Below are 25,931 nucleotides of genomic sequence, written 5' to 3'. Positions count from 1 at the left end.
CTTGCTGAACAGGAGTTCAGAGACTGTTCTACTGTGATTTAACCCAGCAGCTCTTTTACCTTGGCAACAACGCCGGTAGAATCAATGCCCTGGTGAGGGAACTGTTCCCAAAGGCCACCGCCACCTTCAATGTGGGTGCCAATGTAGCCATACTTAGGAGTCAGACCGCGCTCCAGCAACCAGGAACCCATGCGGCTACCCAAACCAGTCCTACGGTTAAAGGCTTCCACCACCACTACCATGGGAGATGCGCCAATTTTCGCCATAGTCTCTTCATCGACTACATTGAGGGTGCCCTTGTTAATCAACCCCACATCAATGCCTTGTGCCTTAAGTTTTTCAACGGCATCCAGAGCCCGGTAGAGGGCAGCCCCAAACGAAACAACATAGCCAGCGGTGCCTTCGCGGACGATATCATCTTTACCAGAGGTGAAGGTGTAGTCGCCAGCAAACATCTCGTTACCCTCAGTATCGAGAATCATCGGCACCTTAGACCGGGTGGAGAAGATAAAACGCAGACCGGGGTCGTTAAAGACAGACTTAACGCAGGCCCGCATCTGGTTGGCATCAGCGGGGAAATAGATGTTAGTGGGGTGACTGTCATCTAAACCATTGTCGGCGAACAGGTTGTTCATACCGAAGTGGCAGGTGTTGTCGGCCATGTCGTCAATGCCGGCATGGGAGAAGTGACACAGCAGGTTGGAGTAGTTTAGACGAGCCATGGTGATCTCGGAAATACACATTTCCAAGAACGCACTAAATGTGGCAAAGATACCCTGCTTGCCTTTCTCCATGCCGAAACCAGCGGCAGCAGAAAGGTTGCCGCGCTCTTGAATACCACCGCTGATAAAGATTTCTGGGTGCGCTTCACGGATAGTGTTGAGACCGCAGGAGCCTTCCAGGTCGCTATCAACAACCAAAACGCTATTCTTGCGTTCTTCTTCACCCATGCTAGCCAGTATGTCTACTACAGCGGCACCAAAGACCTTGCGGTTGGCATCCATCTTGTCAGTGGAGCCAGCGTACTTGTTGGGATTCTTAGGAGCCTCAGTATTCTTGAGAATGTCGGCGGCGGCCTGGTGACCGCGAGCTTCTAGATACTTAATAGCTGCAGGAACAGAAATCACATCGTGACCGTGGTTGGACCCCTCTAGACCCTCAATGCCGGGACACATGGGGCGCTTGAGAATTACGGCGATGGGACCAGGGGTGTTGATGGCTTCGCAAATGTTGGCATAAAGCACGTCGATGTCTTCACCATTGCACTCCAGGACCTTAAGACCGTGGCCTTCTAAGGTTCTCTTAACGCTGTAGCCAGGTAGATACTTAGAGGGGTTACCGGCAATGGTGACATCGTTATCGTCAATCAGCAGCTTAACGTTGATGTGCTGAGCAACGGCTAGACGGGCCGCTTCTGCGTCGTTACCTTCTTGCTGAGAACCGTCGGAACCGAGACAGAAGACTGCTTTACCAGGATTGGCTAGGGCAACGCCGTTGACGTAAGGCCACATGTGACCCAGACGACCAGAGCTAAATTTTACACCAGGGGTGAGCCCTAGCTCAGGGTGTCCAGGTAGATGGGAACCTGCAGCTCGGTAATTCATGAGCTGCTCTGCTGGCAAATCGCCATTCAGGGCAGACATCAAATACTGGGTGCCTACGCGGTGACCGGCTTCATCAAAGAAGGTAGGAACGTAGCTGTCAGGAGCACCTCGGAAAATAGCATCCAGAAGCATCACCTCAGGGACAGTATCGTAAGGGCCGCCAGTATGACCGCCAACACCTCGTGCCGCGCCGGTTGCGGTAAAGAAGACAATGGCATCGCGGCAAAGTTGAATATTTGCTTTGATGGTCTCGCGCTGCTCATCGGTCAGCGTTGGGGTGGACGGATCAAGACTAATGCGCTGGTAAGCGCCTAAGTCGATCGGAAATGCAGCCATGTCGTATCTCCCTTGTGGCGTCGTCAAGGGATATTTTCGCATTCCATGTAACCGGATGAACGAAAATCGCAGGGTTTTGTGTTAAGGAATACGGAATTATGATGTGGATTAATAATTGCTGGAATTAGTTTATGGCTAGTTCCAGCAATTATTGGCAGGCCATCAGTGTTTTTGAGCTATGGGGTGCCGATTAATGACTTTAACAGCAGCTGGCCGTCGATACCGACGCCGCCCATCAGACCAACGCGGACTGGATTAGTGGTATGGCTAAACATGGTGGCCATGGCCATCACGAGTTCTAATGGGGATAGGGTGTCGGCTAAAAAGCCGGACCATTTTGACTGGGATAACTGAAAGAAGCTATCGAAAAATTGGCATAGTTCGCGATGGTTAAATCGCATGAGGGTTTCTAGTCCAAATTGGTAAATGTGATGTTTACGGACGCGCTCTGTAGACCAGAGGCTCTGCCAGCCAGCTTGGGCGATCGCAGCTCCCACAGCGCCACTGGCAATGGCGGTTGCGATCGCAGCTGCCACATCTGGAGCCCGTCGCAGCATTGCCCCCACCATATATCCCGTTGCCGGATGCACCATGCTAGCTGAGCCACCAAACCCCAGTACCCGCTGCTTCAACTTTGGCAGCGGTTGATTCATCGGAAACAAACAATATTCCGTATGATGGATTTCACTGACCGTCACACCATCAGCACCCAGACGCTTTTGCAACCGTTTTTTGAGGGTGTCATAGGCCATGGCTGGAGCCAGGGCCAGGGACGTTTCTTCAACAAAATAGACATCCTCACCCAGGTCCATAGCATAGAGAAAGGTGGGTGGACCGGCTAGTTCTTCCTCAGAGAGATGCTCCGCCCGATAATCCATCAGCGAAAACTGGCCAGGAGCGACGGGAGGTTTTGAAAATTTTCCGACCATACCATAGGCCACCTGATATGCGACAGGATGATGCTTGGGTTGAGGCCGTTCGATGAGGGCCGCATTATGGCCCGTGGTATCAATCACCAGCTTGGCCTTCAGGTCTGCGCCAGCTTCAGTTGTAACGCAGCTATGGTCAGCGTTATGGATCACGCTGACCGCTTTACCCCGGTGCCAGTGCATAGACTGCAGCCGGTCTAGAAAATGTTGCTGCAGGTGATGCTTGTCAAATAGACCATAATCGCGATGGTGGCGAGTAGGTGCTGTCGCCGCTGCTTGACCAAAATAACTGACGGTGTTTTGCCAACAGGAACCCAGAAGACCGCTAAGGCCAAGGGTTTCTAACTCATCACACCAGACACCGTAGGTATTGGGCCAGGGAGTGTCGGGAGGTGTAGGAGCTAGCCCCTGGAGGGAGACCCCATGTTTGGCTAAGGCGGATGCCATGATGAGTGCGGCAGGCCCTGCCCCGATGATTAAGACGTCAAACACCGTTTTGGTTCTCCCAAATGTATTGATCCCCATAATCATTATTAACTATGACGGGGGAGGAAATTAGGATTGATGCTCTAAGGGATCAGGATTTGATCAGATCCAAAAATGTTGTCTGCAGAGGGGTTCCATGGAACCCCTCTGCAGACAACGGTATCGGTGGGACAGTTACGGTGACAGCATGTCCTAGAGTTAGTTAAAGGGGATTCATCCCAAATCCGAACCTTTCATAAATTTTGGAACAAATTCGCTAATTCTTGTATCCATGCAAGGTTAAGCCCACTATTGCAAGGATTACTCTTAAATTGTTAATTGCCTTACTCTGAAATCTTCTCCTATAGATGTCTGCTAACATCCTCAAACTCAGATCTGCGATCACGCGCAACCCCAAGCTGATAACGCCACAAACTCTAGTTGCGGAAGCGATCGCCCATATGGGGAACCCTCATGAACCTTGCCAAGTTCCCCAAGCAGACCTCAACACCTATCGGGTTGATTTTGTCACCCGAGAACTGCACGATGAGATCAGATCGCGCTATTTAGTCGTCGTTGATAATCCCAAAATTCTGGGAATCTTGACCGCATCCGATCTCCTGGCTTGCACATATCCAGACAACGATCCGACTGACCACACGATTAGCCATTGTGTCCTACAGTCCTTCGCCACACTAGCCGAATCAGCGTTAACAAACCTCTACACCCCGCTAAATTTGCTGCGACAGCATCAGCTGCGCCCCATTGTGATCCTCGATGAGCACGGCCAACTCGTGGGCTTGCTGTCCTACGAAGAAGTTCATGCCATTGCTTTGGCCAGCCAGGTGCAACCATCGACCGGCTCGCCTGCTTCCTCTAACTTTATCGCCAAGGCCGAACCCCAACCCCCTCTATCACCAAATCCCAGCATTGCTACGCAGCGAAATCAAGTGATGAATAAGATCATCGCTCAAGTGCATTCCTCACTGGATGTGCAAACGGTTTTAGATACAGCAGTGACTGAATTACGCGCTGTTTTGGAGTGCGATCGCGTCATCACCTATCAATTGCGTTCTGATCTGACCGGCAAAGTTATTGCAGAGTCGGTGGATCATCCGTCACGATCGGTGCTCCACAGCGAAGTTAGTGATCCCTGCGTCACCCCTGAGTGGCTTGAGCCTTACCTCCAAGGGAAAGTCCGCATCGTTAATGACATTCACGAGACAGAAATGACCGTGTGCCACCAGCAAATGCTAGTGGGTTTTGGCATTCGCTCAAAGATGATGGTCCCCATTGTGGTTGAAGGTGAAATTTGGGGCTTGCTGCTGGCGAGCGAGCAGGACATCCCTCGACAATGGCAGCCCGCAGAAGTTGAACTGGTGCGGCAGCTCGGGGTGCAGGTTGCGATCGCCATTCAGCAGGCCCATCTAGTAGAGCAATTACACCAGCAGCTCACCCAACGAGAACAGGATCAGCAACTCCTCACCCAGCGCAACCAACAGCTAGCAATTTCCAATATTGAGCTGGCCCGTGCTACCCGTCTCAAAGATGAATTTCTGGCCAATATGAGCCACGAACTACGGACGCCGCTCAATGCCATTTTGGGTATGACTGAATCCTTAGTCGAGCAGATCTTCGGGCCACTTAATGAGCAGCAGATCACATCCTTGAACACCATTGAACGTAGTGGCAATCACCTACTAGCACTGATTGATGACATCCTTGATCTGGCTAAGGTCGAAGCTGGCGCACTGTCGCTGGAACGGGTGCCTACCCAGATCGGCCCCCTTTGCCGCTCCAGCTTGGCCTTTGTGAAACAACTGGCTAATCAAAAAAGGATCCAATTAACAGAACAACGCACCGGTGATTCCATTCCAGATTTAATGCTGGATGAACGCCGCATCCGGCAAGTCCTGATTAACCTACTCAACAATGCTGTGAAATTTACCCCAGAGGGAGGCCATGTCACCCTGACTATCAGCCTGACTAAATCCACGACCGAAACAGACGAATATTGGCTCAAATTCACCGTTGAAGATACCGGTATTGGCATTGAGGCCAACCAGTTAAACCGGCTCTTTCAGCCCTTTGTGCAGGTGGATACCGCGTTGAACCGTCAATATACCGGTACTGGGCTAGGACTTGCATTGGTGAAGCGCATCGTTGACCTCCATGGTGGGGAGGTGAGCGCGACGAGCCAGCTCAATGTGGGCAGTTGTTTTACGGTGGAATTGCCCTGTACCAGCAGTGGTGACTCGCAGTTTATGGATTCAGAGACTCAGCGCTCCGGTAGTGGGGAACCTCAATCTCCTCAGGCTGTCAAGCCCCTAATCCTATTGGCAGAGGATAACAAAGACAACATTGATGTGATTCAGGGTTACCTTGCTGCGAAAGGCTACCAAGTGATTATTGCCAAAGATGGACGGGAGGCAATTGCCCTGGCCCAAGCCCAAACTCCCGACTTGATCTTGATGGATATTCAGATGCCGCGCATGGATGGGATAGAGGCGATGACTAAGATTCGCCAAGATGAGACGTTACAGTATACTCCGATCATTGCCCTGACAGCCCTCGCTATGAAAGGGGACTTGGAACGCTGCGTTGCCGCTGGTGCAAATGATTATCTGGCCAAGCCGGTTAAGCTCAAGCAGCTGATCGCCACAATGCAATCTCTTTTGACATCAGGCTAGACGCCTAGCCTAGCGGACCGAGGGCGAGTGAATTTGGGGTTATTTTCATATCTCCCCGAAAAGGTATATTCCACGCCATATCCCGAAATCGATTAAATTTGTCGAGACGTCGTGTACTTCTTTAACTTGTACGCGACTAGTGCACCGTCAAGACTAAGAATTAGGGTTGACGGTGCACTAGGAACTGTGGGCAGGTAACCAGGATTTCGTACAGACCCCAATAGCCACCCAGGAAAACCTCATGTATTCCTCAGGAGAAGTCTGCCGCTTCTAAATTCCTGCCTAAGTTGAGATTATTGTTTTAATTGTCTCTAATCGGCCAGAATCAATAGTCGTTTTAGCTCAATAGACACCCTGAATACGGTCGGCTACATCAGCATCATCTGTTCATCTAGACACTTGACTCAACTAGATGAGGGTATCGATGGGGATATCTAACCAATTAAACGAGACAGATAGGCTCTCAGCGCCTGACGATACTCCGAGAAACCAACAGAGAAAAGAGTATTGTGACCGGCTCCTTTAACTTTAACTATTTGTTTATCTTCGCTTGGGCAAATCTTAAAGAGATATATGGCATCACTCAAAGGAATAATATGATCGTCTGTACCATGAATGACCAATATCGGCAGATGACATCGCTGCATCTTATCAACGTTGTCTTCAAAGGGACATTGGTAAATCTGAGGCTGATTAGGATCTAAAACCGATGGTTCAGGTTCTAACTCATCTCTCCTAGTCTCATAGACAAATGCATGTTTTTTGAGAATATAGGGACCGCCCAGTCTGGCAATTAAGGCTAGCCCATCAGCATATGCACTATCCAGGATCAGACCAGCTAGAGCTGGTGACCCTTTTGCAGCCAGGTGAATTGCAGATGCACTCCCCAGAGAACGCCCCATAACGATAACTTGACTAAAATCTCGGCCAATTGTCTTCCCAATTCGGGGAACATCAGCAAGAATAGCTTCTGCATCCCTAAACATTGCTGAGATTGAGGGCATACCTGTGCTTCGTCCATATCCTCGATAGTCTACGACCCAACAAGAAACGCCACAATCAAGATACATTGAGACCAGTGCATCATAGTCTACTGCCATCTCACCGTTACCGTGAAAGATGATCAGCAGGGTATGACTTGCTTGACATTCGTGTAGATATCCAGCAATTTCAACCCCATTGGCAAGTGTTGTTGTTGCTATCCCAGTGGGAACATAATTCAAGGGTTCAGGTTTCGGGTAAAAAACTACCTGCGTAATGGTTTCACTATCAAGCATCATGATTCAGTCCACCTATCCCTATAACCTAATCGCTCACTGCTGCTAAAAGAAGTACTGTGCCTGTTTGGATAATTACATTGCTACTTCACTGGGTCTTCCACCTGTTACAAAGAACATGGTGATATCGTTCCAGTAACCGGCTTCACTTGCAGCTTTATCTATCTCCACAAAATACTCCTGCTTACACCTCTCCAATTGTTCCTCTGTCCAATTTGCAGCCTGCAGCCCAAATGCACTCTTAGCATTGCCTATCCACATAGCTTCCGGATCTTGACAGTAAAATCCTAATTGTTCGGTTGTGACTGAAATCTCCTGAAACCCAATTGCTGCCAGCAGTTGATAACAGCGCTCAGGTGTTCCCAGTAGCTGATTCGGATTCGAGATAGTAATACCGTGCCTTTGCACTACTGTTCGAAACAAAACTGATGCACTTGGAGAGGTTTCGGCAAGACAGGAAAATGCTACTATTCCCCCTGGTTTTAAGGCATTGTGCCACTGACGCAGTGAGGTTGGAATATCTGTCAAATAGACGATGGCCGAGGAACAGAGGATGGCATCAAATTGAGCCCCTGGCAGGTCTTGTTCATTAGCGTCTGCTTCCTCAAATTTGATATTCGTCAACCCTAAAATATCAACCTTTTGCTGAGCTTGCTGCAACATGCCTAAAGCAAAGTCAGTTCCTAAGACATGCCCTCTAGAACCGACAATTTGAGCTGCAGCAATAGCCGCTAAACCAGTTCCAGTGGCAATATCTAAAATATGTTGCCCCGATTGCAATTTTGCTAGCTCTACTAATCGAGTTGCAGCCCGTTTATGGAACTCATTCTCGTAGTTTGGACGGTTATTAAAGTCATTAAGAATGTGCTGTTTGTAAACAGTTAGGGATGAGTCAGTCATACCAAGCTATGGGGTTTGACTTTTCCATTATGTCCCAATACAAATTCTTGACCGTGACTCAGGCCCAGCCCCACAAAGTCTTAAACTTTGGCAGGTCATTTTTGAGAACTGCTTAGAGCAAAGCCTGATAGACAGTCAATGGCTCACCCTGGAGCTTAGGCAGTGCCTGCCATGGTCTGAGTAATGGTCTCCCTATCTAGATCAGTACCAATCACGACTAACTGGGTCTGGCGTGTTTCATCTGCTTGCCAGAGACGATCATAAAAGTGATCAAACCGCTGTCCTACGCCCTGTAAAACCAAGCGCATCGCTTTATTGGGCACAGCAACAAAGCCCTTAATACGATAGATTTCTTGCTGTTGCACTAAAGCCTGCAGGCGCTTAATGAGGGCACTGGGTTCGAAGGCTTGATCCAGCTCCAGGTAAACCGACTCAATGTTGTCATCGTGCTCGTGGTCTGCTTCGTGATCGTGATGGCTCGGACGACTATCGAGATTATCTTCCACGGCGGCATTAAAGCCTAGCAAAATATCTGGACTAATCGCGCCCTGCTGACAGGAAACAACCTTGACCCCGGTGGGTGCCTGTTGCTGCAGCCATGCTTGCACTCGCTGACTGCTATCCGCCGCCATCACATCAGTCTTGGTCAGCAGCACCATATCGGCACAGGCCAGCTGATCTTCAAACAGTTCCTCAATGGGTGTCTCGTGATCTAAGGAATCATCGGCCTGTCGTTGTGCTTCTAGGGCCTCTAGATCGCCAACAATTTGCCCGTTGGCCAGGGCATCACCGTCTACTACTGTGACCACACCATCTACGGTTGCTCCAGTACGGATTTCAGGCCAGCGAAAGGCCTGGACTAACGGCTTAGGCAGGGCTAAACCTGAGGTTTCGATGACAATGCAGTCAATGTCTTCCCGTCGTTTGAGTAGAGTTTGCATGGTGGGCAAAAACTCTTCTTGAACGGTGCAGCAGAGACAGCCGTTGGTCAACTCCAGAATGTTGGTATTAGGAGTCTCATCTTCGTCACAAACCTGACAGGATTTGAGGATTTCGCCATCAATACCGACTTCGCCAAACTCATTGACTAGTACCGCAATGCGTCGTCCTTGATTATTTTGTAATAGATGACGTACTAGCGTGGTTTTACCGGAACCGAGAAACCCGGTAACTACAGTTACAGGAATTTTATGCATGGATTTTTCCTAAATTCTTCTAAAAAGCTGATGGCGAATTTAAGCCAGAAAGATAGATTCCATAATCAATGTGGAGACGAAGGTACCGCCCACACCGCAAATGATCAACCCCACAAAGCGTGGCATGAGACTGGGGGAATCAGGTGATTTTTTTAAACATGCGTCCGCCAAGCCCATAGGCGGTGATCGCGATCGCAAGTTGAATCCCGGCAAACCCCAACAGATAGGCTACCAGTGGCCCCATTTCAGCCCCAAAGATGGCTTCGCCATAGGCAAAGCCATGAAACAGTCCGGCAACAGCGGCCAGGGTCGTAATAATCGTACTATTGGGTCGTTCTTTGAGCGCCAGCAGGACACCAAACACCAAAACCGATGCCGAAATCACCAGCTCGGGAAGTGGCAGATCAATACTCATCAAGTGCATGCCCGTACCCAAAAGAGAGGCCAGCACAAAGGCAATCGGCACCATTAAATTACGGCCCATGGCGGCGGCTAGCAGCCCTGATGCAATCACAAAAATCAGGTGATCCAGGCCGATGACCGGATGCCCGACACCGGATAAAAAGCCTTCGATGAAATTGCCCGGTGTCTTGCCACCCAAGGGATGGTGAGCCAGGGCAGGCAGCGTGGTGCAAAGCACCGTTACGATCGCAACAAAACCTAGCTCAATCGAACGCCAAAGACTCTTAACCTTGAAACAATTCAAGGCGGCAAAATATGACCTCATCTGTACCTCGCAGATTATGAAACGGTAGGTTCACCATCGGCGGGCATTCTGACTGGGAAGTATAAAACTCCCTTCACAGCTGCGGGACAGTGGCAGATTTTCACTGCGCTTTCCCCATTTCTTCTAGCGGCTGCTCCCCACTAGAACCGATGCTAAGCAGATTAAACTTATCACCTTTTATTAGGTTTGCACATTGAAGCTCTACACCATTAATCATTTGTGATGGGTCTACTGTTGACCGGTAGTCCTTCAGTACGAGTGAGAAAAAGCGTTGAAACGATGAAAAATGCAAGAATTGCAAAAATCACATCGATCATCAGCAAAATGTTAATTTTAAAGTCGTCATCCTGTTCATGCTCAATAATTTGCATGTTCTGGCATTCCTAATTTATGGGTGTAGTGATCTTCGTAGAGCAGCTCAAGTTGACCACCATGTTCTTGTAAAAGGGCGAGCTGTCGTTTGTAGAGACCACGAAATAAGTTGGCAAACAGCAACGTAAAAATTGCAACAACCATCCCCGCTGCTGTTGAGACTAACGCTTCACTGATACCACCAGTGACCACTTCTGCATTAGAGCCAATGCCGCCAATTTCAATCGCATCAAATGAGCGGATCAGCCCCAAAATAGTCCCTAATAGACCGAGCAGCGGTGAGACTGTGATAATTGTTTGAAAAACAGTGTTAAATCGCTTGAGAATTGGTAACTCTGCTTGAGTGGCACTTTCTAGGGCCAACCGAAATTGGTTAGGAGAAGGTTTTTCCAGCTCTAGGGCTTCAAGAAAAATACGGGAGATGGGCAGGTGGATATTTTGTCGCAGGATAGCAAAGACGTCCATGGGCTGACGACGGTAGATTGCCAAAATTTTCTTGATTACTTTTCGCTGACTACGGTTAATACGTACCCAGAACACTAATCGTTCAACGGAAAGTGCGATCGCAATCAGTGAAAACAGAGTCAATGGCCACATGACAATTCCACCAGCCTGAAAAATCTCAGTCAAAGACATAAAAACCTGCAACTACCTCACCGAGTAAACAACCATCATCATGGACTCTATTATCGCTTGATGGTGGCCATGGTAAAACCGACGTTGAAGAGATTGATAGTGAAAATCCTGGTGACAACAGGAGCCATGGTTAAGTTCTATAACGCCCTTCAGCAGTTAGGCACCACCCAAGTCGCCGTATTACAACAGGCTCAGCTGGCCGTATTACAGCCAGAAGACTATGAGTACCCATTTTTCTGGGCCGCCTTTATCATGGTTGGCAATTGGCTTTCATGGATAGAAAAAAGTAATAGGGTCTATAAAAAGAAATGAAGGATGGACATGCTTGTCAATCTGCTAGACGTGTATTCAAAAAACCTTAATTAGTCCTGAAACAATTCCCATGCTAGAACTCGATAAAGATGACAAGGTCTCGCTAACGCGGATCTGTGGGCAAACCCTTGAGCCCAATGGCCCGGCCATAGAAAGCTGGATTAAACCCATTGCCCCCGACACTGTCCCTGCATTTCAGCCAGCCAAGGGAACTACGTTTGAGCTGGGGGCCTAGTATGCCAGCCTTAGATGCGATCGCAGCCTGGGATGAATGACTCCCGTCCGTTGGGCTCAACATGATGGGAACTGTACCACTACTGAATCCTGTCGACTAAGGTGTACTCCAGGGTGAAAAGATAAATTAGCACTAACTAACAACGTGTTTTTATCCCTACCGCCAAGAGCAAAATTCAAACTTACAATATCCTCTTATGTGGTCTCAGCAGGGACGGAGAATTTGGAAATGGCGACTTTCTGTCATATCTACCTGCAGTATTACCGGCCTGGTTGTAGGTCTACAATTCTTAGGAGCGTTTCAGCTATTAGAATGGGCTGCCCTTGATAGCTGTTTCCGATTACGGCCCCCCGAAGAGCGCGATCCGCGAATTGTCATTATTGGCATTAGCGAGCAAGATATGGCTGAAGGCATAGGCTGGCCTCTCACCGACGCTCTCATGGCCAAACTAATCAACCAGGTAGCCGCTCAGAACCCTAGAGCTATTGGTCTAGACCTTTACCGAGATGTGCCTATAGAACCTGGCCATCAAGACCTGGTACAGGTGATGGAAACAACCCCACAGCTGATTGGGGTGGAGAAAGTGTTAGACATGCCTGTAGCACCACCGCCTAGCCTGGAACAAAAAGATCAAGTCGGCATTGCTGATTTTGTACTAGATGCGGATGGCAAGATTCGCCGAGGCCTCTTTTCATTACGCACGCCGGATAATCAAATCAAAGTGAGTTTAGGGGCGAGACTAGCCCTCACCTACTTAGCCGCCGAAGATATCTCACTGCAAGAACTCAATCAATCATTAGAAAACTACCAGTTGGGTAATGCTGTCTTGCGACGCTTTGAGACCCATGATGGTGGCTATGTCAGAGCAGACGATGCTGGCTATCAACTCCTACTTAACTTTAGAAGCGGCAGCTGCACCGATATCTCCTTAAACTGCCCGTTCCAAATGATCTCTAAAGGAGAGTTTTTATCCGGCCAGCTACCTGCCGATCTGCTGCAAGATCGGATTGTTCTGATTGGTGCTACGGCTCCCAGTCTGCAAGATCACTTTTACAATCCCTACAGCTATGGTGAAGCAATATCGATCTCTGGGGTTGAAGTCCATGCCCACGTGACCAGTCAGATTATCAGCGCCACATTAGATGGACGGGCTCTGATTCGCACATGGCCTGAACCGCTTGAATATCTGTGGATTTTGCTGTGGTCCAGCGGTGGCACCCTATTGGGTAGCCTATGCTTGAATCGGCGACGCATCAATATTGGTCTTTTATGGCTGATCGGAACGCTCATACTACTACTCAGTAGCCTAGTCATAGGGGCCTATCTAGCCTTTTTAGTCGGGTGGTGGATTCCCGTTGTCCCTCCACTGATGGCCCTGACAGGGACCACCGTTGTTAGCACCACTTACTTACTCTGGAAAAATCTCAAGCTCTCTTATCGAGAATTGGAACAGGCCAACCAACAGCTAGCAGACTATTCCCAAACGCTAGAACAAAAAGTAGACGCACGCACCATCGATCTCCTAGTTGCCAAAGAAACGGCTGATCAAGCTAATCGAACTAAAAATGACTTTCTAGCCAACATGAGTCATGAGCTGCGTACCCCCCTCAACACCATTCTTGGTATGACCCAGGCCCTGGAAGAACAAATTCTAGGTGACCTCAACCCCAGACAAATTAGAGCATTACAGGCAACTGAACGCAGTGCTCACCATTTATTAGAGCTGATCAACGACATTCTAGATCTAGCTCGGGTTGAGTCAGGCGTGCTAGATCTAAACTGTGCTCCAACAGCCGTTATTCCTTTGTGTCATTTTTGTCTAACCATCGTCAAACAACAGGCTCATAAAAAGGGACTGCAGCTCAACTCTAAGCTATCTCATACCCTGCCAGCCTTTGTCATGGATGAACGGCGTATCCGTGAAGTGTTGATCAATCTCTTAAGCAACGCAGTTAAATTTACACCAGCTGGGGGATGCATCACTCTAGAAGTTGTTCATCAACAGCAACCTTCTCTTTCAGAGGAAACAGATGGTTCATCTCAAGATACCTTAAAATTTATTGTTAGTGATACTGGCATTGGCATTCAGCCTGACTATATCGACAAACTATTTAAACCCTTTGTTCAGATTGATAGTGCACTCAACCGCCAATACGCAGGTACAGGTCTGGGACTAGCCTTAGTTAAACGGATCACCGAACTCCATGGAGGCACCGTCACCGTCACAAGTGAAGTGGGCATCGGCAGCACCTTCACTGTTGAACTTCCCTGTAAAGCGATGGCTTCACCTCTGCCTAGTCAGCCGCCGCCAAGGCTTGACCATCAGAACCTCAGTGCTGCCGATAGAGAAGAACTCCCAACTATCTTATTGGTTGAAGATGATGTCGATAATATCACTGTCTTCAGAAGTTATCTCACCGCCAAAGGCTATACTGTCTGCGTGGCTAACAATGGTCATCAGGCAATTTCTGCCGTATTAGTCACTGTTCCTGATCTGATATTAATGGATATACAAATGCCAGGCATGGATGGACTCGAAGCCATGGAACGTATCCGGCATCAGCCGACGTCAGCTGATATCCCCATTATTGCGCTGACAGCATTAGCGATGAAAGGAGATCGAGAGCGATGTCTGGCAGCCGGTGCGAATGAATACGTGAGCAAACCGGTGAATTTAGGCCAATTGGTCATTACCATCGAACAACTTTTAGTCGCACGAGCACCTTCTACATGACCCGCAGGGAACCCCTTAATCCCTCACCTTTTTTGCCAAGAAATATAGGGTTATCTGTCGGGTGACTGTGACAAATATCCTCCTACCAAAATGGCAATGAATACTGTGGAATACATTTGTCCTGTAATCGCTTCTAAATTGGTGAGAACCAAGGCCACGTCGCTAATGGGCACAATGTCACCATAGCCCAGGGTAGTCAAGGTGGTGAAACTGAAGTGAAACACTCTTAGATAGGAGTCGTCGATCAGAAGCGGTTGGGAAAAAGCATCGATATTTAAGGTAGCCACCATGCCGTAAAGAAAAGCCCACAGGTAACCAATCATGAAGTATATGCTGATGCCTCCGCGAACGGTATCGGCGGTCACGGTACGGGTGGTAAAAATATCTCGTCCAATCCAGTAGATGGCAGCACCAAAGTAAAGCACAAAAATCGCTTGGGGCAAGAGGGATAAGCTTTGGACGCTGTTGTCTCGCCAGCCCATAGAGGCACTGAGCTGAATGGTAAAGGCGCTGATTGCGATCGCAACGTACCCTACAACCCACCACTTCGGTAACGGCAAACTCATGACAATCACAATCATGGTGTACATCAGCAACAGGGCTGAAAGTATGCCCCCCAGGCTGCCGGACAAAAACGGAGTGGCCACAAATGTAATGATTAAAACCGCCAGCAGCTGTCGATATTTCAGCCCATGGGGTTTGTGCAATTGTTTCATCCAAACTGCACCTGTACGCGGCGAGTTGGAATTACCTGCTGGTAAAGGATATCTTTGTAGTTAGCGGGAGGCATGATTGAATCCAGCTCAACCATCAGCTGGTCAATAGAGCGAATTTGTGTTTTCAGTAGCCCCATCACATCCATATCAAACGAAAACTCAATCGATGTTAGCCCCCGAAAACGCTCATTCAGCACCGACTGCCATGTGGGCTCATAGGCTAACCAGTGATAGCCCTTAACCTTGATAGCATTGGGAGCCGTAAGGGGACGGGGAGCATACTCAAAGACTTTGCGATCACCCTCTTTATCCGCAACGGTTGCATCACTACGAACCGATTCAATAACAATTTTAGTCGCCCCTAAATCACTTAATAGCGTGATTAGTTCCTGTTCTCGTTCCTCAAACAACATTGAGAAATAGTTGTTAACCGGATAGTAAAGGTGGCCCTTATCTTTGATACTGTAGGGATAATGTCGATACATTTGACCTGGAATCGGATGCTCAGGGGGAAAATGCACCTCAGCAGGTAGGTGATCAGGTGCAACCTGAATGACCGACTGGGCATACCAGGGTGAAAAATCTAGCTGGGCTAGTTGCTTAAACAATAGTCGGGCATCGTGGTTACGACGATTAATGGGGTTGTCTAAACCAGGTTTCTCATACTGCTGTTGAAGAAACGTGTGAATCGTCCAAAATAATGGAATTGCAGCCCCCGGTAATGACAACGCCGTTAGCGTTGGCAATGAATTAATACTGGCCTCAGTGATAAAGGCCAAAGATTGGATCGCCTTTCTCAGCTCAAGCTCTCCACGGGCAATCGATACATCAGTTTGACCGTTAAAAACGGATTGGTTAATCTGGCCAGGATCACCGGAAGCTTCACCATGGGCCAGCACATATAGCAGAGGTTTAGACAGAGACTGGTTCAAGGCTTCTGGGGCATTCACACCCACTTTTTGATGTTTGTTTTGAAACATAGCCTGCTACCGTTAGTTCTGCTCATTGTACATTTAGAGTCAAATGATGGGGCTGGGTCTAAGCCCTATCCAACCAGGCTTGACAGCTATAAGGCCCTAGCCTCGACATACGATTTCTCCATATTTACTTAAGGTGCAATGGGGAGTGAGCTCAGCTCTCTGACAGTCCCTCGGCCAAGCTGTTAATTTTCTACCACACCATTGCTAAAGAGTAAGCGGACATCCGAGATTTTATCAGGTAGGGTGGAAAGCTGCTCTTTAAACAACAACAAAACCCCTATGACTGCCCACAAGAGCAAACCATAAGAGTTCTGTATAGTAACTGCTTTCTAGAGAGTTGCTCTTTCCAGGTATTATCACTAATAGATAATGGTTACGTTACCTGGAGAGAGTTTCTTTTCCTCAAAAGTCTCTATGCGCTTAAGAAAAATTTAAGACTTGGGATTAGTGCGTAATCACTTTTTTCTATTGATTTGTGCTACGAACCGTAGTTTACACTGCTCACGTAAAAGAAGAACACACAGCTGAGGCGAACCATGCTTATGCCGGGCATTCATCATTTGTTGGGCCGTTTACGCAGGCTCAGGTTTCTAGTCAGTATACTTCTGGTTGTCGGCTTGGTTGCTATATCCAATGCGCCGGTTTTCTCACAGGTAGAAGTTGACGAAACTGTTGTCCCAGAACCCAGCCTTTGGCAACCCCAAGCAGGTACCTGGCAACCCGTGCCGTCCCATCGGGAGGACTTTGGCAAGATCAAGGTTGTCTGGCTCCAGGGTACGCCCTATGAAATGGGCTATCAACAGGGGAGTTTACTCAAGGATGAGATTGCTTCCATGGGGCGTGAGGTGATTTCATCACTAAATTTTTTGGGACGTGGATTGGCCCTTTCTCGTCTGGCGCGAAAACGGTCGTTTCCGGGTGTCGCTGAAGAATGTCGAGGTCTGGCTGACGGGGCTGAGGGCAGTGGTCTCAACTACCATGGCTGCATGGTTTTAGCCTTTGGAGATGTGTATCAGGATTATTTCACCTACTTGATCCCCAACGTTTTGTTTAATGTTGGCTGCGCCCACTTTATTACTGCCGGCAGCGCCACGGTGGACGGCAAAATGTACCACGGCTGGACCCTGGACAATGGAGGAGAGCCGATTCCCTACTGGATTGAGCATCCAACGATTATGATCCGTCAGCCCAATGAGGGCATTCCCCATGCCTTTATTGCTATTCCGGGTGTGGTGTGGCCCAATGCGGGGTTCAATGCGGAGGGCATCATTGTGTCTAACAACACGTCGCGCCCGGCAGACTATGAAGAGGTATCGCTGCAAGGGCGTAGTACGGTGCAGCTGATGTCACAGGTGGCGCAGTATGCCAGCACCTACGACGAAGCTAAAGCGATTATGGCCTCCCATGAGCGGATGCGGTCTAACCTGGTGATTATTTCGGACTACAAGTCTAATCAGGCAGGGGTGTTTGAACTGCTGGGAAATGAAATGGGGCTGCGGGAGCTGAGTGAGGAGGGGGTGTTGTATATGACCAATCACTTTGCTGATCCCGACTATGTGGGTCGCGATCGCACCTCTGGTGAGTCTAGTTTTAGCCGTTTCAAAAGTTTTCAGCAGCTGTTAGAGCCCGGTGGCTCCCGGTCGCTCTATGGCCAGATCAGCCCTGAGAAAGCGGTACAGGTCCTGCGCGATCGCACCAATCCCAATACAGGTGCAGTCAGTGCCCCATCGGTCTACGACGATAATGCCAGCATCGGCGGCAATGGCTCCCTACGCCAGGTGGTCTTTGATCCAGAAGGGCTACGGTTTTGGGTGGCTGCTGGAGAAGTCCCCATTCCTGAAAATCCATTTACCTGTTTCTCATTGGGCGAAATGCTGGGTCTGCCCAATGCTCAAGCCTGTACTGCATCTGCCATTAATTAAGGAAGTTAACTATGCGAACTGACACGTTAGCGCTGGCGCTATCGCCCCCTAATCGGCCTGCCGTGAAAAATCTAGCGGCGGGGCTAGTTACGGGCATTATTCTGGGCATTTCTTGCCTGTTTGGTGGCGTTGCCCAGGCCGCCGACATCGTAAATATCCAGTTTCTTGATCTACGGGCTAGTTTACCCGTCAGCGATCTTGAAGACTTTGTCGCCGATGGTACCCTATCCCCAGAGCTACAGGAGTTTTTGGAGCAAACTCCTATTCCCGTAGAAGCCCTACCAGTGCTGCTGGATACCGCCATCCCCGACACGGGTATTCCCCTGGGGGATAGCGATATTCAGTTTCTCTTGTACCAGCTCAACAAAATAGTAGGAAACCCTTCTGTCAGGGCGAATTTGGCCCCATTGGCCCAGGCCCTGAATTCAGCCTATTTAGACAACAATATGTCGATGCTGGAATTAATCAAGCGCTATCCGGCGGATGAGGTTCGTTTTGATATTCGCAAGCTGGGTATTGTCTATCGAGATGTAGATCTGTTTGTAGAGCGGCTCACCCCTCTGTTTAACTTTTTTAGTGAGCTGCTGCCCGACTTGGTTTGTGAATGTGATGCCACAGACGTGGCCTATACAGATGCAACTTATGCAGATGCAACCTATACAGATGCGGCCCACTGTAATCTCTCAGAGCAAGCACGAACTAAAGCCCTCACCGCCTTAGCTGACAGGCCTAGAGCATCGGAGCCAGGGAACATCAGCCAGCTGATTAGCCAAGAAACTCGCGATCGCACCACAACCCAGCCGCGCCATCCAGTGGAAGTGACTACCACCCTGGGACCGATACTAGTATCGATCTCGACGGATGAGTTGGCCACGTTGGTAGAAACGGGAGACCTGCCGCCCAGCTGGCCCCTATATATGAAAATAGCTGGTCTGGACAAAGAGGACTTACGACAGATTCTCACGTCTGAATTTGAACTGGATTTGCTGTCATTGGATCAGTTTCTCAATCAGCTGCCGGGAGAATATGCCCTGTTTCAGCTAGGACGGATTATTCACACCCCGTCTCGACAGGGAAATATCCAGGCGTTGCGGGGGGCAATTCTGCTATCGGCAGCGGATGATAACAAAGGCTCACTGTTGGAAATTTTGCAAAAATACCCAGCCCGCGCATTGTTTGTCGATCTCGCCACCCTGAGTCGCCTGGGACGCGCCCTCAATGCCAGAGGTGGAGTGGGCACAGCCACAGCAAGTATTGAAGATCTCTTAGTCGATATCCAGGCTGCCATTGCCGCCGACATTTGCAACTGTGAGCCGCCTCAAACAGAAGAGGCGTTCCATGGAATACCTGGACATCAAGCAGTGAATAGGCACGATGTTTCATAACCCCATGTTAGTAACCGAATCGCTATTTTGGTGCTGCTGGCCATGGCTTGTTTAACAGCCATGGCCCATGGGTAAGGCTGTAGTAAGCTCAGCTGGTAGGATTCGGTTTTGCCATCAAAACGATGGCTGCTCTAGGGTCTACTTTGTAAGTCTGGCTCTGCACAATGGGAGCGATCTCCAGGTCACAAAAATCCTCAGGGGCATCGAGAGCCGTGTTGATAATGCGATGCCAGCTGTCGGTTTTCTGGAGAACCGGCAGTTCAAACCTCAGGGGCTGCCAGTAGGCATTAAAGGCTACGTATAGCTGCTCATGAGCTTGGGGATGATGCAAAGTAAACGCTAAGCTATGAGAATCTTTACTCCAATCAGGCTGACCGAGATGAATGCCATGCCAGGTGACATGGGGGCTCTGACTCATATCAGTGACTTCTAGCAGGTATTCTAGTTTGAAGATTTCGCGGGCCTGAATAAAGTGAATCAGCCTCGCCACAAATCGTAGTAAGCCTGAGTGTTGCTCGACAGCACTCCAGTCAAACCAGCTGAGAGTATTGTCCTGGCAGTAACCATTATTGTTACCTAGCTGTGTCCGACGGATTTCATCCCCCATGAGTAACATAGGCGTTCCCTGAGACATCAGTAATAATGTCAACAGATTTTTTGTCTGTCGTAGCCGCAGTAGCTCTATCTCAGGAGTTGTAGTGGGGCCTTCTTCTCCGCAGTTCCAGCTGTAATTATCATTGGTTCCATCCTGATTGTTCTCTCCATTAGTATCATTATGCTTATCGTTATAGGACACTAGATCATTTAAAGTAAAGCCATCGTGACAGGTGACAAAATTAACACTGCGGTTAATATCAATCCCCTGTTTTTGATAGATATCTGGACTGCCTAAAAGGCGAGCAGCAAGTTGTTTAACAGTGTTTCTGTCGCCTTTAATAAAGCGGCGGGCATCGTCTCGAAACGGGCCATTCCATTCGGAGAACCAATCTGCTGTGCCCACAAATTCGCCGACATGGTAGAGGCCAGCCGCATCCCAGGCTTCAGCGATCAGCTTTGTCCCCGCTAGAATCGGATCTGCTTCAATGGTCCACAAAACATTGGTGGCTGTAATTTCTCCGTTGGGTAGTTGCCCTTTATTGTCGCGGGTCAGGACAGACGCTAAATCAAAGCGAAACCCATCCACATGCATTTCCCCAACCCAATACCGGAGACAATCGATGATCAGTCTGCCGCCAATGGGATGGTTTCCATTAAAGGTATTGCCACAGCCGCTGTAGTTACGGTAGTAAGCTGGAGAGTCTTCTAGGAGGTAATAAACAGAATTCTCTAAGCCTCGGAAGGATAAGGTCGGTCCCTGGTGCCCGCCCTCCGCCGTATGGTTGAAAACGACGTCCAGAATGACTTCGATGTCAGCTCGATGTAGCGCTTTGACCATATCACGAAATTCATTCAGGGGGCCAAGGGGATCTTGGCAAGAACTATAGGCACGATGGGGAGCAAAAAAGCCCAGGGTGCTATACCCCCAGTAGTTGGTTAGGCCAGGTCGAGCGTCCTCCGCATCAAAGTAATGAATCGGTAAGAGTTCTACTGCGGTGATGCCTAAAGACTTCAGATAGGGAATTTTCTCGATCAAGCCAGCATAGGTTCCTCGCTTTTCTGGCGTCACTCCAGAATTAGGATTGCGAGTAAAGCCCCCCACGTGCAGTTCATAAATGACACTGGCGGCATAGGGTATCCGGGGAGAGGTATCGTTCTCCCAATCGTAGGTGCTTGGATCGACGACAACCCCCTTTAATGCCTGAGCGCAATTATCACCGGGGGCAATTGCGGCTGAACGACTATAATTTTTATCACCAACGATGGCTAAGGCATAGGGATCTAGGAGCACTTTATCACTGTCAAATCGCAGTCCCTGGTCTAAGTTAAAGGGGCCATGGACACGGTAAGCATAGATTTGTCCGGCACCAATATCGGCAACAAAAACATGCCAGTAAAAAAAGGTTCTGTTGTGTTGTGGATCGAGGTGGATGGTTTGAGCAGGCTGGGCAGCGCTGGGGTGATCAAACAGCAATAAATCCACCGCAGTCGCATTTTTAGAAAAAAGGCTAAAGTTGACGCCGTGGGGCTGAACCGTTGCTCCAAGGGGATCACTTTTCCCTGGTGAGATATGGAATTCCATTACAGCAATTTGTCTTCCCGTCTAACCTGCGTCCCATCATGATTCGTGCGATAGAAATAACTTTCGCCTGTGGTTGGATCGAGCAGTTCTACTCGCCACCCTTCGGTTAAGGCGGCAAGACAAAGCTCAGCCGGACCACCCAATCCCAAACACCCATCGGACCAGGTTTCGCAACTGTAGCTCTCGACTTGAAGGGCCGCATCAGCCAATTCTTGGCTGAGGGCTGTTTTGACGGCAGTTGCGATCGCATCCGGCAAAGTCTCACCATTAGCTGGCTTGTCAACCGGAGCAGGTGTCACCCCAGCCATCTCCACCACCAGTTCCACAGCGGCAGGTGCCCCCTGGGTAATCACCGGATAATCGGCGACTGTACTCCATCGTTGCTCCTCTTCAACAAAAATCTCAGCCCTCACCCCATAGCGATGGTCAGGATCGATATCCCTCGGACTATAGAGCAAATGAAACGGAATTGGCACCTGTTGTCCCGTGGTGACAATTGTTTGTTCAGCAATGGACAGATCACTGTCAAGATCCACCAGTATCGCCTTCACAACAACACCCGGCTGCAGACCAATCCGCCCTTGATAGGTCACTCTGCCAATCACAGCAGCAGCAGTTTCATTGCTCAAGAGCATACCTCGTTCGGTCTGATCTTCAATTTGAATCCTACAATCCCCTGCTTTCGTATCGACGCTCAACCGTGTGGCCAACTCTCCCGACAGATTTGTGTATTCAATGCCATTGGCACTGACTTGGATATCGGCCTCTGTGCCATTCATCCAGACTTGAGATAGTCGACGATTATAAGCTCGCATTAATATCTGATCATCTTTCTCATAAACCCTTAACGCTGTACCACTGGTTTCGCAGAGAACCAGGGTCTCCTCCTGAGCGACGGCTGGCTGCTCACCAACAGCGATAACAGTCGTGATTCCGGCCAACAACACATAGCCAACGTTTCTTAAACCTATCATGCTCGCTCCTAATGGCACTGACCTATAAACACGACAGTAACGATAGTTTTTATGGGCATAGACGATCTCATTATTAATCTCGATGGACCATACAGTTCACATGGACCATACAGTTCACATAGTGGGCTAAATGAGGAAGATGCACTTCCACTCTTTCTGCATACTAGACCATCCGCCTGAGTCGACTACATGACAAAAGTCATTCATTCATTCACACACTGCGACTATGCTGCTATTATCGCCGCTGGAGATAGCCTATTCGCCCTAGCACACTTAACGCCTAACTGTTGTCAGCTCAAAAAAGTGTAACGTAACGAGACTACTCTTTTGATTCTTAGTAAGGACAATTTAGCAAGGACAATGTTGATGTCTGACATCAAAACAGCCGCTTATATGTATTTTTTATACGCCTAGTCATGAATAAAATTGAGCTGTATAAAAATGAACTAAACTACTTGTTTATACCCTTTACCTAGACATCCCGATCTTAGGTAAAGACAGGCATTGTTCTCTTATGCAGACAGCAGCTTCGACCATCGAAGTTTGCCTATTGTTTTCCAAAATAGGACTCTATACAGCGTTACAAATATCTGCAGTCATTGGTAGATATGCCACCCCTACGATCACACCAGCAGACAGATCACTGTTTTCAATCTTGATTTGGTCCTTTTTTGTTTAGTTTCACGCTTCTTAAGTATTCTCTTAAATCAGCATTGCCATGGCCCTAGACACTCGCTCCCAAGTGCAAACCACTCTACGATTAACGGCTCCCCTGTCCGGCTACTTGATGCCCCTTGAATCGGTGCCCGATCCAGTGTTTGCTCAAAAGATGGTGGGCGATGGTATTTCTGTTGACCCCATATCCAATATTCTCAGAGCCCCCTGTGACGGTGAGATCATTCAGATTCATCCCTCCCATCACGCTGTGACCCTAAAGACTACAGAAGGGATAGAGATTTTGATGCATGTGGGGTTGGATACTGTTGAGCTGCGAGGAGAAGGGTTTTCACCTCAGGTGAATCTGGGTGACCGGGTGACATCAGGAGACGCGCTGCTGGAGTTTGATATTGACTATGTGGCTCTCCATGCCAAAAGTTTATTGACTCAAATCATTATTACGAATACCGAACGCATTGCAGGATTTGTCTTTCAGCAAGGGCTGGTGAATGCGGGACAGGATATTGTTTTAGAGCTGGTGCTGGCGGCAGACCAGTCGCCCTTGGCGGTGGCCACTGGAGAGAAGGTTACGTCAGAACCCATTATTATTGGCAACCCCCAAGGGCTGCACGCCCGTCCGGCGGCAGTCTTGGTCAATCTGGCTAAACAGTATCAGTCTCAGGTGTCTCTGGTACGGGGGAGTGTCCGGGCCAATGGGAAAAGTGTTGTGGCAATTATGGCCATGCAGGTGGCCCATGGGGACTCGGTGACCCTGGAAGCTACTGGCTCAGACGCTAAGGGGGCGATTACGGAATTAACTGAAGCGGTGCGGTCTGGGTTAGGAGAAGCTGGGGCAGCTCCAGCACCTGCCAGCATCGATCAGTCGGCGCTCAAGGCCCCACCACCTCAGCCTAAGTCTGATGATCCCAACATTATTTTGGGGGTGGCGGCGTCCTCTGGCCTCACTGTAGGCAACACATATCGAGTACGTGAGCAAACCTTGGTAATTGAGGAAGTGGGAGAATCACCCGGTAAAGAGCGACGCAAGTTGGAGGATGCGATCGCAAAAGCAGCCCTAGAGATTGAATCCATTCGTGCTAAGGTCCACGGTCAGGGCAATCCGGGTAAAGCGGCTATTTTTGCCGCCCACCAGGAAATCCTGGATGACCCTGAGTTAATGGACATTGCCACCAGCGCCATCAATAAAGGTAAAAGTGCAAACTTTGCCTGGAAACAAACCTACACGACCCAGGCGGATCAGCTGGCCCAGCTAAACAACGAGCTACTGGCGGAGCGCGCCAATGATATTCGTGACGTGGGCATGCGAGTGTTGCGAATTCTCACAGGTGTTGAGGCCACAGAGATAAAGTATCCCCACAATACAATTTTACTGGCAGAAGACCTGACCCCGTCTGACATGGCGAATCTAGACCGTGAGCGGGTGGTTGGCTTTTGCACCCTGGCGGGTGGAGCCACCTCCCATGTGGCCATTTTGGCCCGGTCCATGGGGATTCCAGCCATTGCTGGGGCAGAGCCACGGGTATTGGACTTGGCCGATGGCACCCCGGTGATTTTAGATGGCACTAAAGGCACCCTCCGATTAAATGCCCCCGCTGACGAGATTGAGCGCACCCGAACCCATATTGCCAACCAAAAGGCCAAACAGGCTGCTGACCTCAAGAATGCCTTTGAACCGGCCATTACCCAGGATGGGCATCCGGTTGAGATTGTCGCCAACATCGGGGGGCTGCAGGATGCGGAGGAAGCCGTCTCCCTGGGGACCGAAGGCGTCGGTCTACTGCGCACTGAATTTATCTTTATGGAGCGGCCCCAGGCCCCCACGGAAGATGAACAAACCGGCATTTATCGCAGCATTGCCGAAGTGTTAGGCCCCGACAAACCGATGATTATTCGCACCCTTGATGTTGGTGGCGACAAACCTTTGCCCTACCTGACCATGGCTCCAGAGGAGAATCCCTTTTTGGGAGAACGGGGTATTCGTTTAGGGTTTGACCAGCCTGAACTACAGCGCACCCAGCTGCGGGCCATTTTGCGCTCGGCATCCGCAGGTAAACTGCGGGTGATGTTTCCCATGATTGGCCGCATCGAAGAACTGCGCATGGCCAAAGCCATGCTAGAGGAAGAACGCCAGGCCCTCAACCTCCCACCTGTGGAGGTGGGTATTATGATTGAAGTGCCTGCCGCCGCCGTTATGGCTGAGCAGTTTGCCAAGGAAGTTGATTTCTTCTCCGTGGGTACCAATGACCTCACCCAGTACACCCTGGCCATGGATCGAGGCCATCCCAAATTGGCTCCTTTTGTCGACGGTCTCCATCCAGCTGTGTTGCGATTAATTGGTCATGCGGTCAAAGGAGCGGGTCTTCATGACAAATGGGTGGGCGTCTGCGGCGGTATTGGCAGCGACCCTCAAGCCATTCCTCTCCTGATTGGCCTCGGTGTTAAAGAACTCAGCGTCAGCGTTTCGATGATTCCCAGCATTAAGGCCCAGGTCCGTTCTCTTAAACTCAGCCATTGTAAGAAACTGGCAGCCCAGGCCCTGGGGTTAGAAACCGCTGCCGAGGTGCGCAGTCTGGTGCCACTACCGGATTTGTAAGGGCACAGATGCCCAAGACAAGAATATTCCCCAATTTGTCAGGGTGCGGATGCCCCCTACATCAGCCCAACCCCTACGGTTCTAATTTTTT

Annotated in this window: 18 protein-coding genes, 1 pseudogene and 1 riboswitch; of the genes and pseudogenes, 7 read left to right on the top strand and 12 right to left on the bottom strand. The window is 49.4% G+C overall.

What is annotated here, in order from left to right; all coding sequences use genetic code 11:
• Positions 1-38: 38 nt before the first annotated feature.
• Positions 39-1,940 carry a transketolase C-terminal domain-containing protein gene (locus N836_RS66790; RefSeq protein ID WP_023075922.1) on the bottom strand — a complete coding sequence of 634 codons (1,902 nt, stop codon included), beginning with the start codon at positions 1,938-1,940 and terminating at the stop codon, positions 39-41.
• Between the two features lie 176 nt (positions 1,941-2,116).
• Positions 2,117-3,361, bottom strand: a complete 1,245-nt coding sequence (gene crtL / locus N836_RS66785; RefSeq protein ID WP_031294085.1) for a lycopene beta cyclase — start codon at positions 3,359-3,361, stop codon at positions 2,117-2,119.
• 341 nt (positions 3,362-3,702) lie between these two features.
• Between crtL and N836_RS0139415 the strand changes: the two genes are divergently transcribed.
• Positions 3,703-6,024, top strand: coding sequence for an ATP-binding protein (locus N836_RS0139415; RefSeq protein ID WP_023075920.1), 2,322 nt, complete (start codon positions 3,703-3,705; stop codon positions 6,022-6,024).
• Positions 6,025-6,458: 434 nt separating this feature from the next.
• Here the strand turns inward: N836_RS0139415 and N836_RS66780 are convergent, their stop codons facing one another.
• The 6 genes and pseudogenes from N836_RS66780 to N836_RS66760 form a co-directional block, all read right to left on the bottom strand.
• Positions 6,459-7,304 (bottom strand): alpha/beta hydrolase, encoded by an 846-nt coding sequence (locus N836_RS66780; protein WP_023075919.1) that lies wholly within the window; start codon positions 7,302-7,304, stop codon positions 6,459-6,461.
• Between the two features lie 72 nt (positions 7,305-7,376).
• On the bottom strand, positions 7,377-8,201 hold the full coding sequence (locus N836_RS66775; RefSeq protein ID WP_023075918.1) for a class I SAM-dependent methyltransferase: 825 nt from the start codon (positions 8,199-8,201) through the stop codon (positions 7,377-7,379).
• Between the two features lie 155 nt (positions 8,202-8,356).
• The gene (gene cobW, locus N836_RS66770; RefSeq protein WP_023075917.1) at positions 8,357-9,397 is read right to left on the bottom strand and encodes a cobalamin biosynthesis protein CobW; all 1,041 of its coding nucleotides are present in this window, start codon (positions 9,395-9,397) and stop codon (positions 8,357-8,359) included.
• 139 nt (positions 9,398-9,536) lie between these two features.
• On the bottom strand, positions 9,537-10,124 hold the full coding sequence (locus tag N836_RS66765) for a HupE/UreJ family protein (RefSeq protein WP_023075915.1): 588 nt from the start codon (positions 10,122-10,124) through the stop codon (positions 9,537-9,539).
• A 21-nt stretch (positions 10,125-10,145) separates the two neighbouring features.
• Positions 10,146-10,290, bottom strand: a riboswitch (cobalamin riboswitch).
• Positions 10,291-10,357: 67 nt separating this feature from the next.
• Positions 10,358-10,495: pseudogene (locus N836_RS77740) on the bottom strand (ExbD/TolR family protein); the annotation flags it as partial.
• On the bottom strand, positions 10,482-11,132 hold the full coding sequence (locus tag N836_RS66760) for a MotA/TolQ/ExbB proton channel family protein (protein ID WP_023075912.1): 651 nt from the start codon (positions 11,130-11,132) through the stop codon (positions 10,482-10,484). The gene N836_RS66760 and the pseudogene N836_RS77740, both read right to left, overlap by 14 nt.
• Positions 11,133-11,192: 60 nt before the next feature.
• Here N836_RS66760 and N836_RS66755 point away from each other — a divergent pair, with 60 nt between their 5' ends.
• The 3 genes from N836_RS66755 to N836_RS66750 all read left to right on the top strand — a co-directional run bounded on the left by N836_RS66755 (position 11,193) and on the right by N836_RS66750 (position 14,413).
• Entirely contained in the window at positions 11,193-11,444 is a 252-nt protein-coding gene (locus N836_RS66755) for a CHAT domain-containing protein (RefSeq protein ID WP_023075911.1), read from the top strand.
• Positions 11,445-11,514: 70 nt separating this feature from the next.
• Complete coding sequence (locus tag N836_RS76765) at positions 11,515-11,679, top strand: hypothetical protein (protein ID WP_023075910.1); 165 nt, start codon at positions 11,515-11,517, stop codon at positions 11,677-11,679.
• A 196-nt stretch (positions 11,680-11,875) separates the two neighbouring features.
• Positions 11,876-14,413 (top strand): CHASE2 domain-containing protein, encoded by a 2,538-nt coding sequence (locus N836_RS66750; protein ID WP_023075909.1) that lies wholly within the window; start codon positions 11,876-11,878, stop codon positions 14,411-14,413.
• Positions 14,414-14,463: 50 nt separating this feature from the next.
• On the opposite strand, the gene N836_RS66745 is transcribed toward N836_RS66750, so the two are convergent.
• Positions 14,464-15,129, bottom strand: a complete 666-nt coding sequence (locus N836_RS66745) for a potassium channel family protein (RefSeq protein WP_023075908.1) — start codon at positions 15,127-15,129, stop codon at positions 14,464-14,466.
• The gene (locus N836_RS66740; protein ID WP_023075907.1) at positions 15,126-16,109 is read right to left on the bottom strand and encodes a hypothetical protein; all 984 of its coding nucleotides are present in this window, start codon (positions 16,107-16,109) and stop codon (positions 15,126-15,128) included. Before N836_RS66740 ends, N836_RS66745 begins: the two co-directional genes overlap by 4 nt.
• A gap of 617 nt (positions 16,110-16,726) precedes the next feature.
• Here N836_RS66740 and N836_RS66735 point away from each other — a divergent pair.
• Both N836_RS66735 and N836_RS73885 read left to right on the top strand, forming a co-directional pair.
• A complete protein-coding gene (locus N836_RS66735) occupies positions 16,727-18,031 on the top strand; it encodes a C45 family autoproteolytic acyltransferase/hydolase (protein ID WP_161635040.1) in 1,305 nt (434 codons plus the stop codon).
• Positions 18,032-18,042: 11 nt separating this feature from the next.
• The gene (locus N836_RS73885; RefSeq protein WP_023075905.1) at positions 18,043-19,416 is read left to right on the top strand and encodes an alpha/beta hydrolase; all 1,374 of its coding nucleotides are present in this window, start codon (positions 18,043-18,045) and stop codon (positions 19,414-19,416) included.
• A gap of 88 nt (positions 19,417-19,504) precedes the next feature.
• Here the strand turns inward: N836_RS73885 and glgX are convergent, their stop codons facing one another.
• Positions 19,505-21,595, bottom strand: coding sequence for a glycogen debranching protein GlgX (gene glgX, locus N836_RS66725; protein ID WP_023075904.1), 2,091 nt, complete (start codon positions 21,593-21,595; stop codon positions 19,505-19,507).
• Entirely contained in the window at positions 21,595-22,569 is a 975-nt protein-coding gene (locus N836_RS75445) for a YbaY family lipoprotein (protein ID WP_023075903.1), read from the bottom strand. The genes glgX and N836_RS75445 overlap by 1 nt, the downstream gene beginning before the upstream one ends.
• A gap of 718 nt (positions 22,570-23,287) precedes the next feature.
• Here N836_RS75445 and ptsP point away from each other — a divergent pair.
• Entirely contained in the window at positions 23,288-25,840 is a 2,553-nt protein-coding gene (ptsP, locus tag N836_RS66720; RefSeq protein ID WP_023075902.1) for a phosphoenolpyruvate--protein phosphotransferase, read from the top strand.
• Positions 25,841-25,931 lie beyond the last annotated feature (91 nt).

Source organism: Leptolyngbya sp. Heron Island J, from assembly GCF_000482245.1.
Taxonomy (GTDB): Bacteria; Cyanobacteriota; Cyanobacteriia; order Phormidesmidales; family Phormidesmidaceae; genus Leptothoe.
The sequence above is the reverse complement of the archived record's forward strand: the minus strand, read 5'-3'. Positions and strand labels throughout refer to the sequence as shown.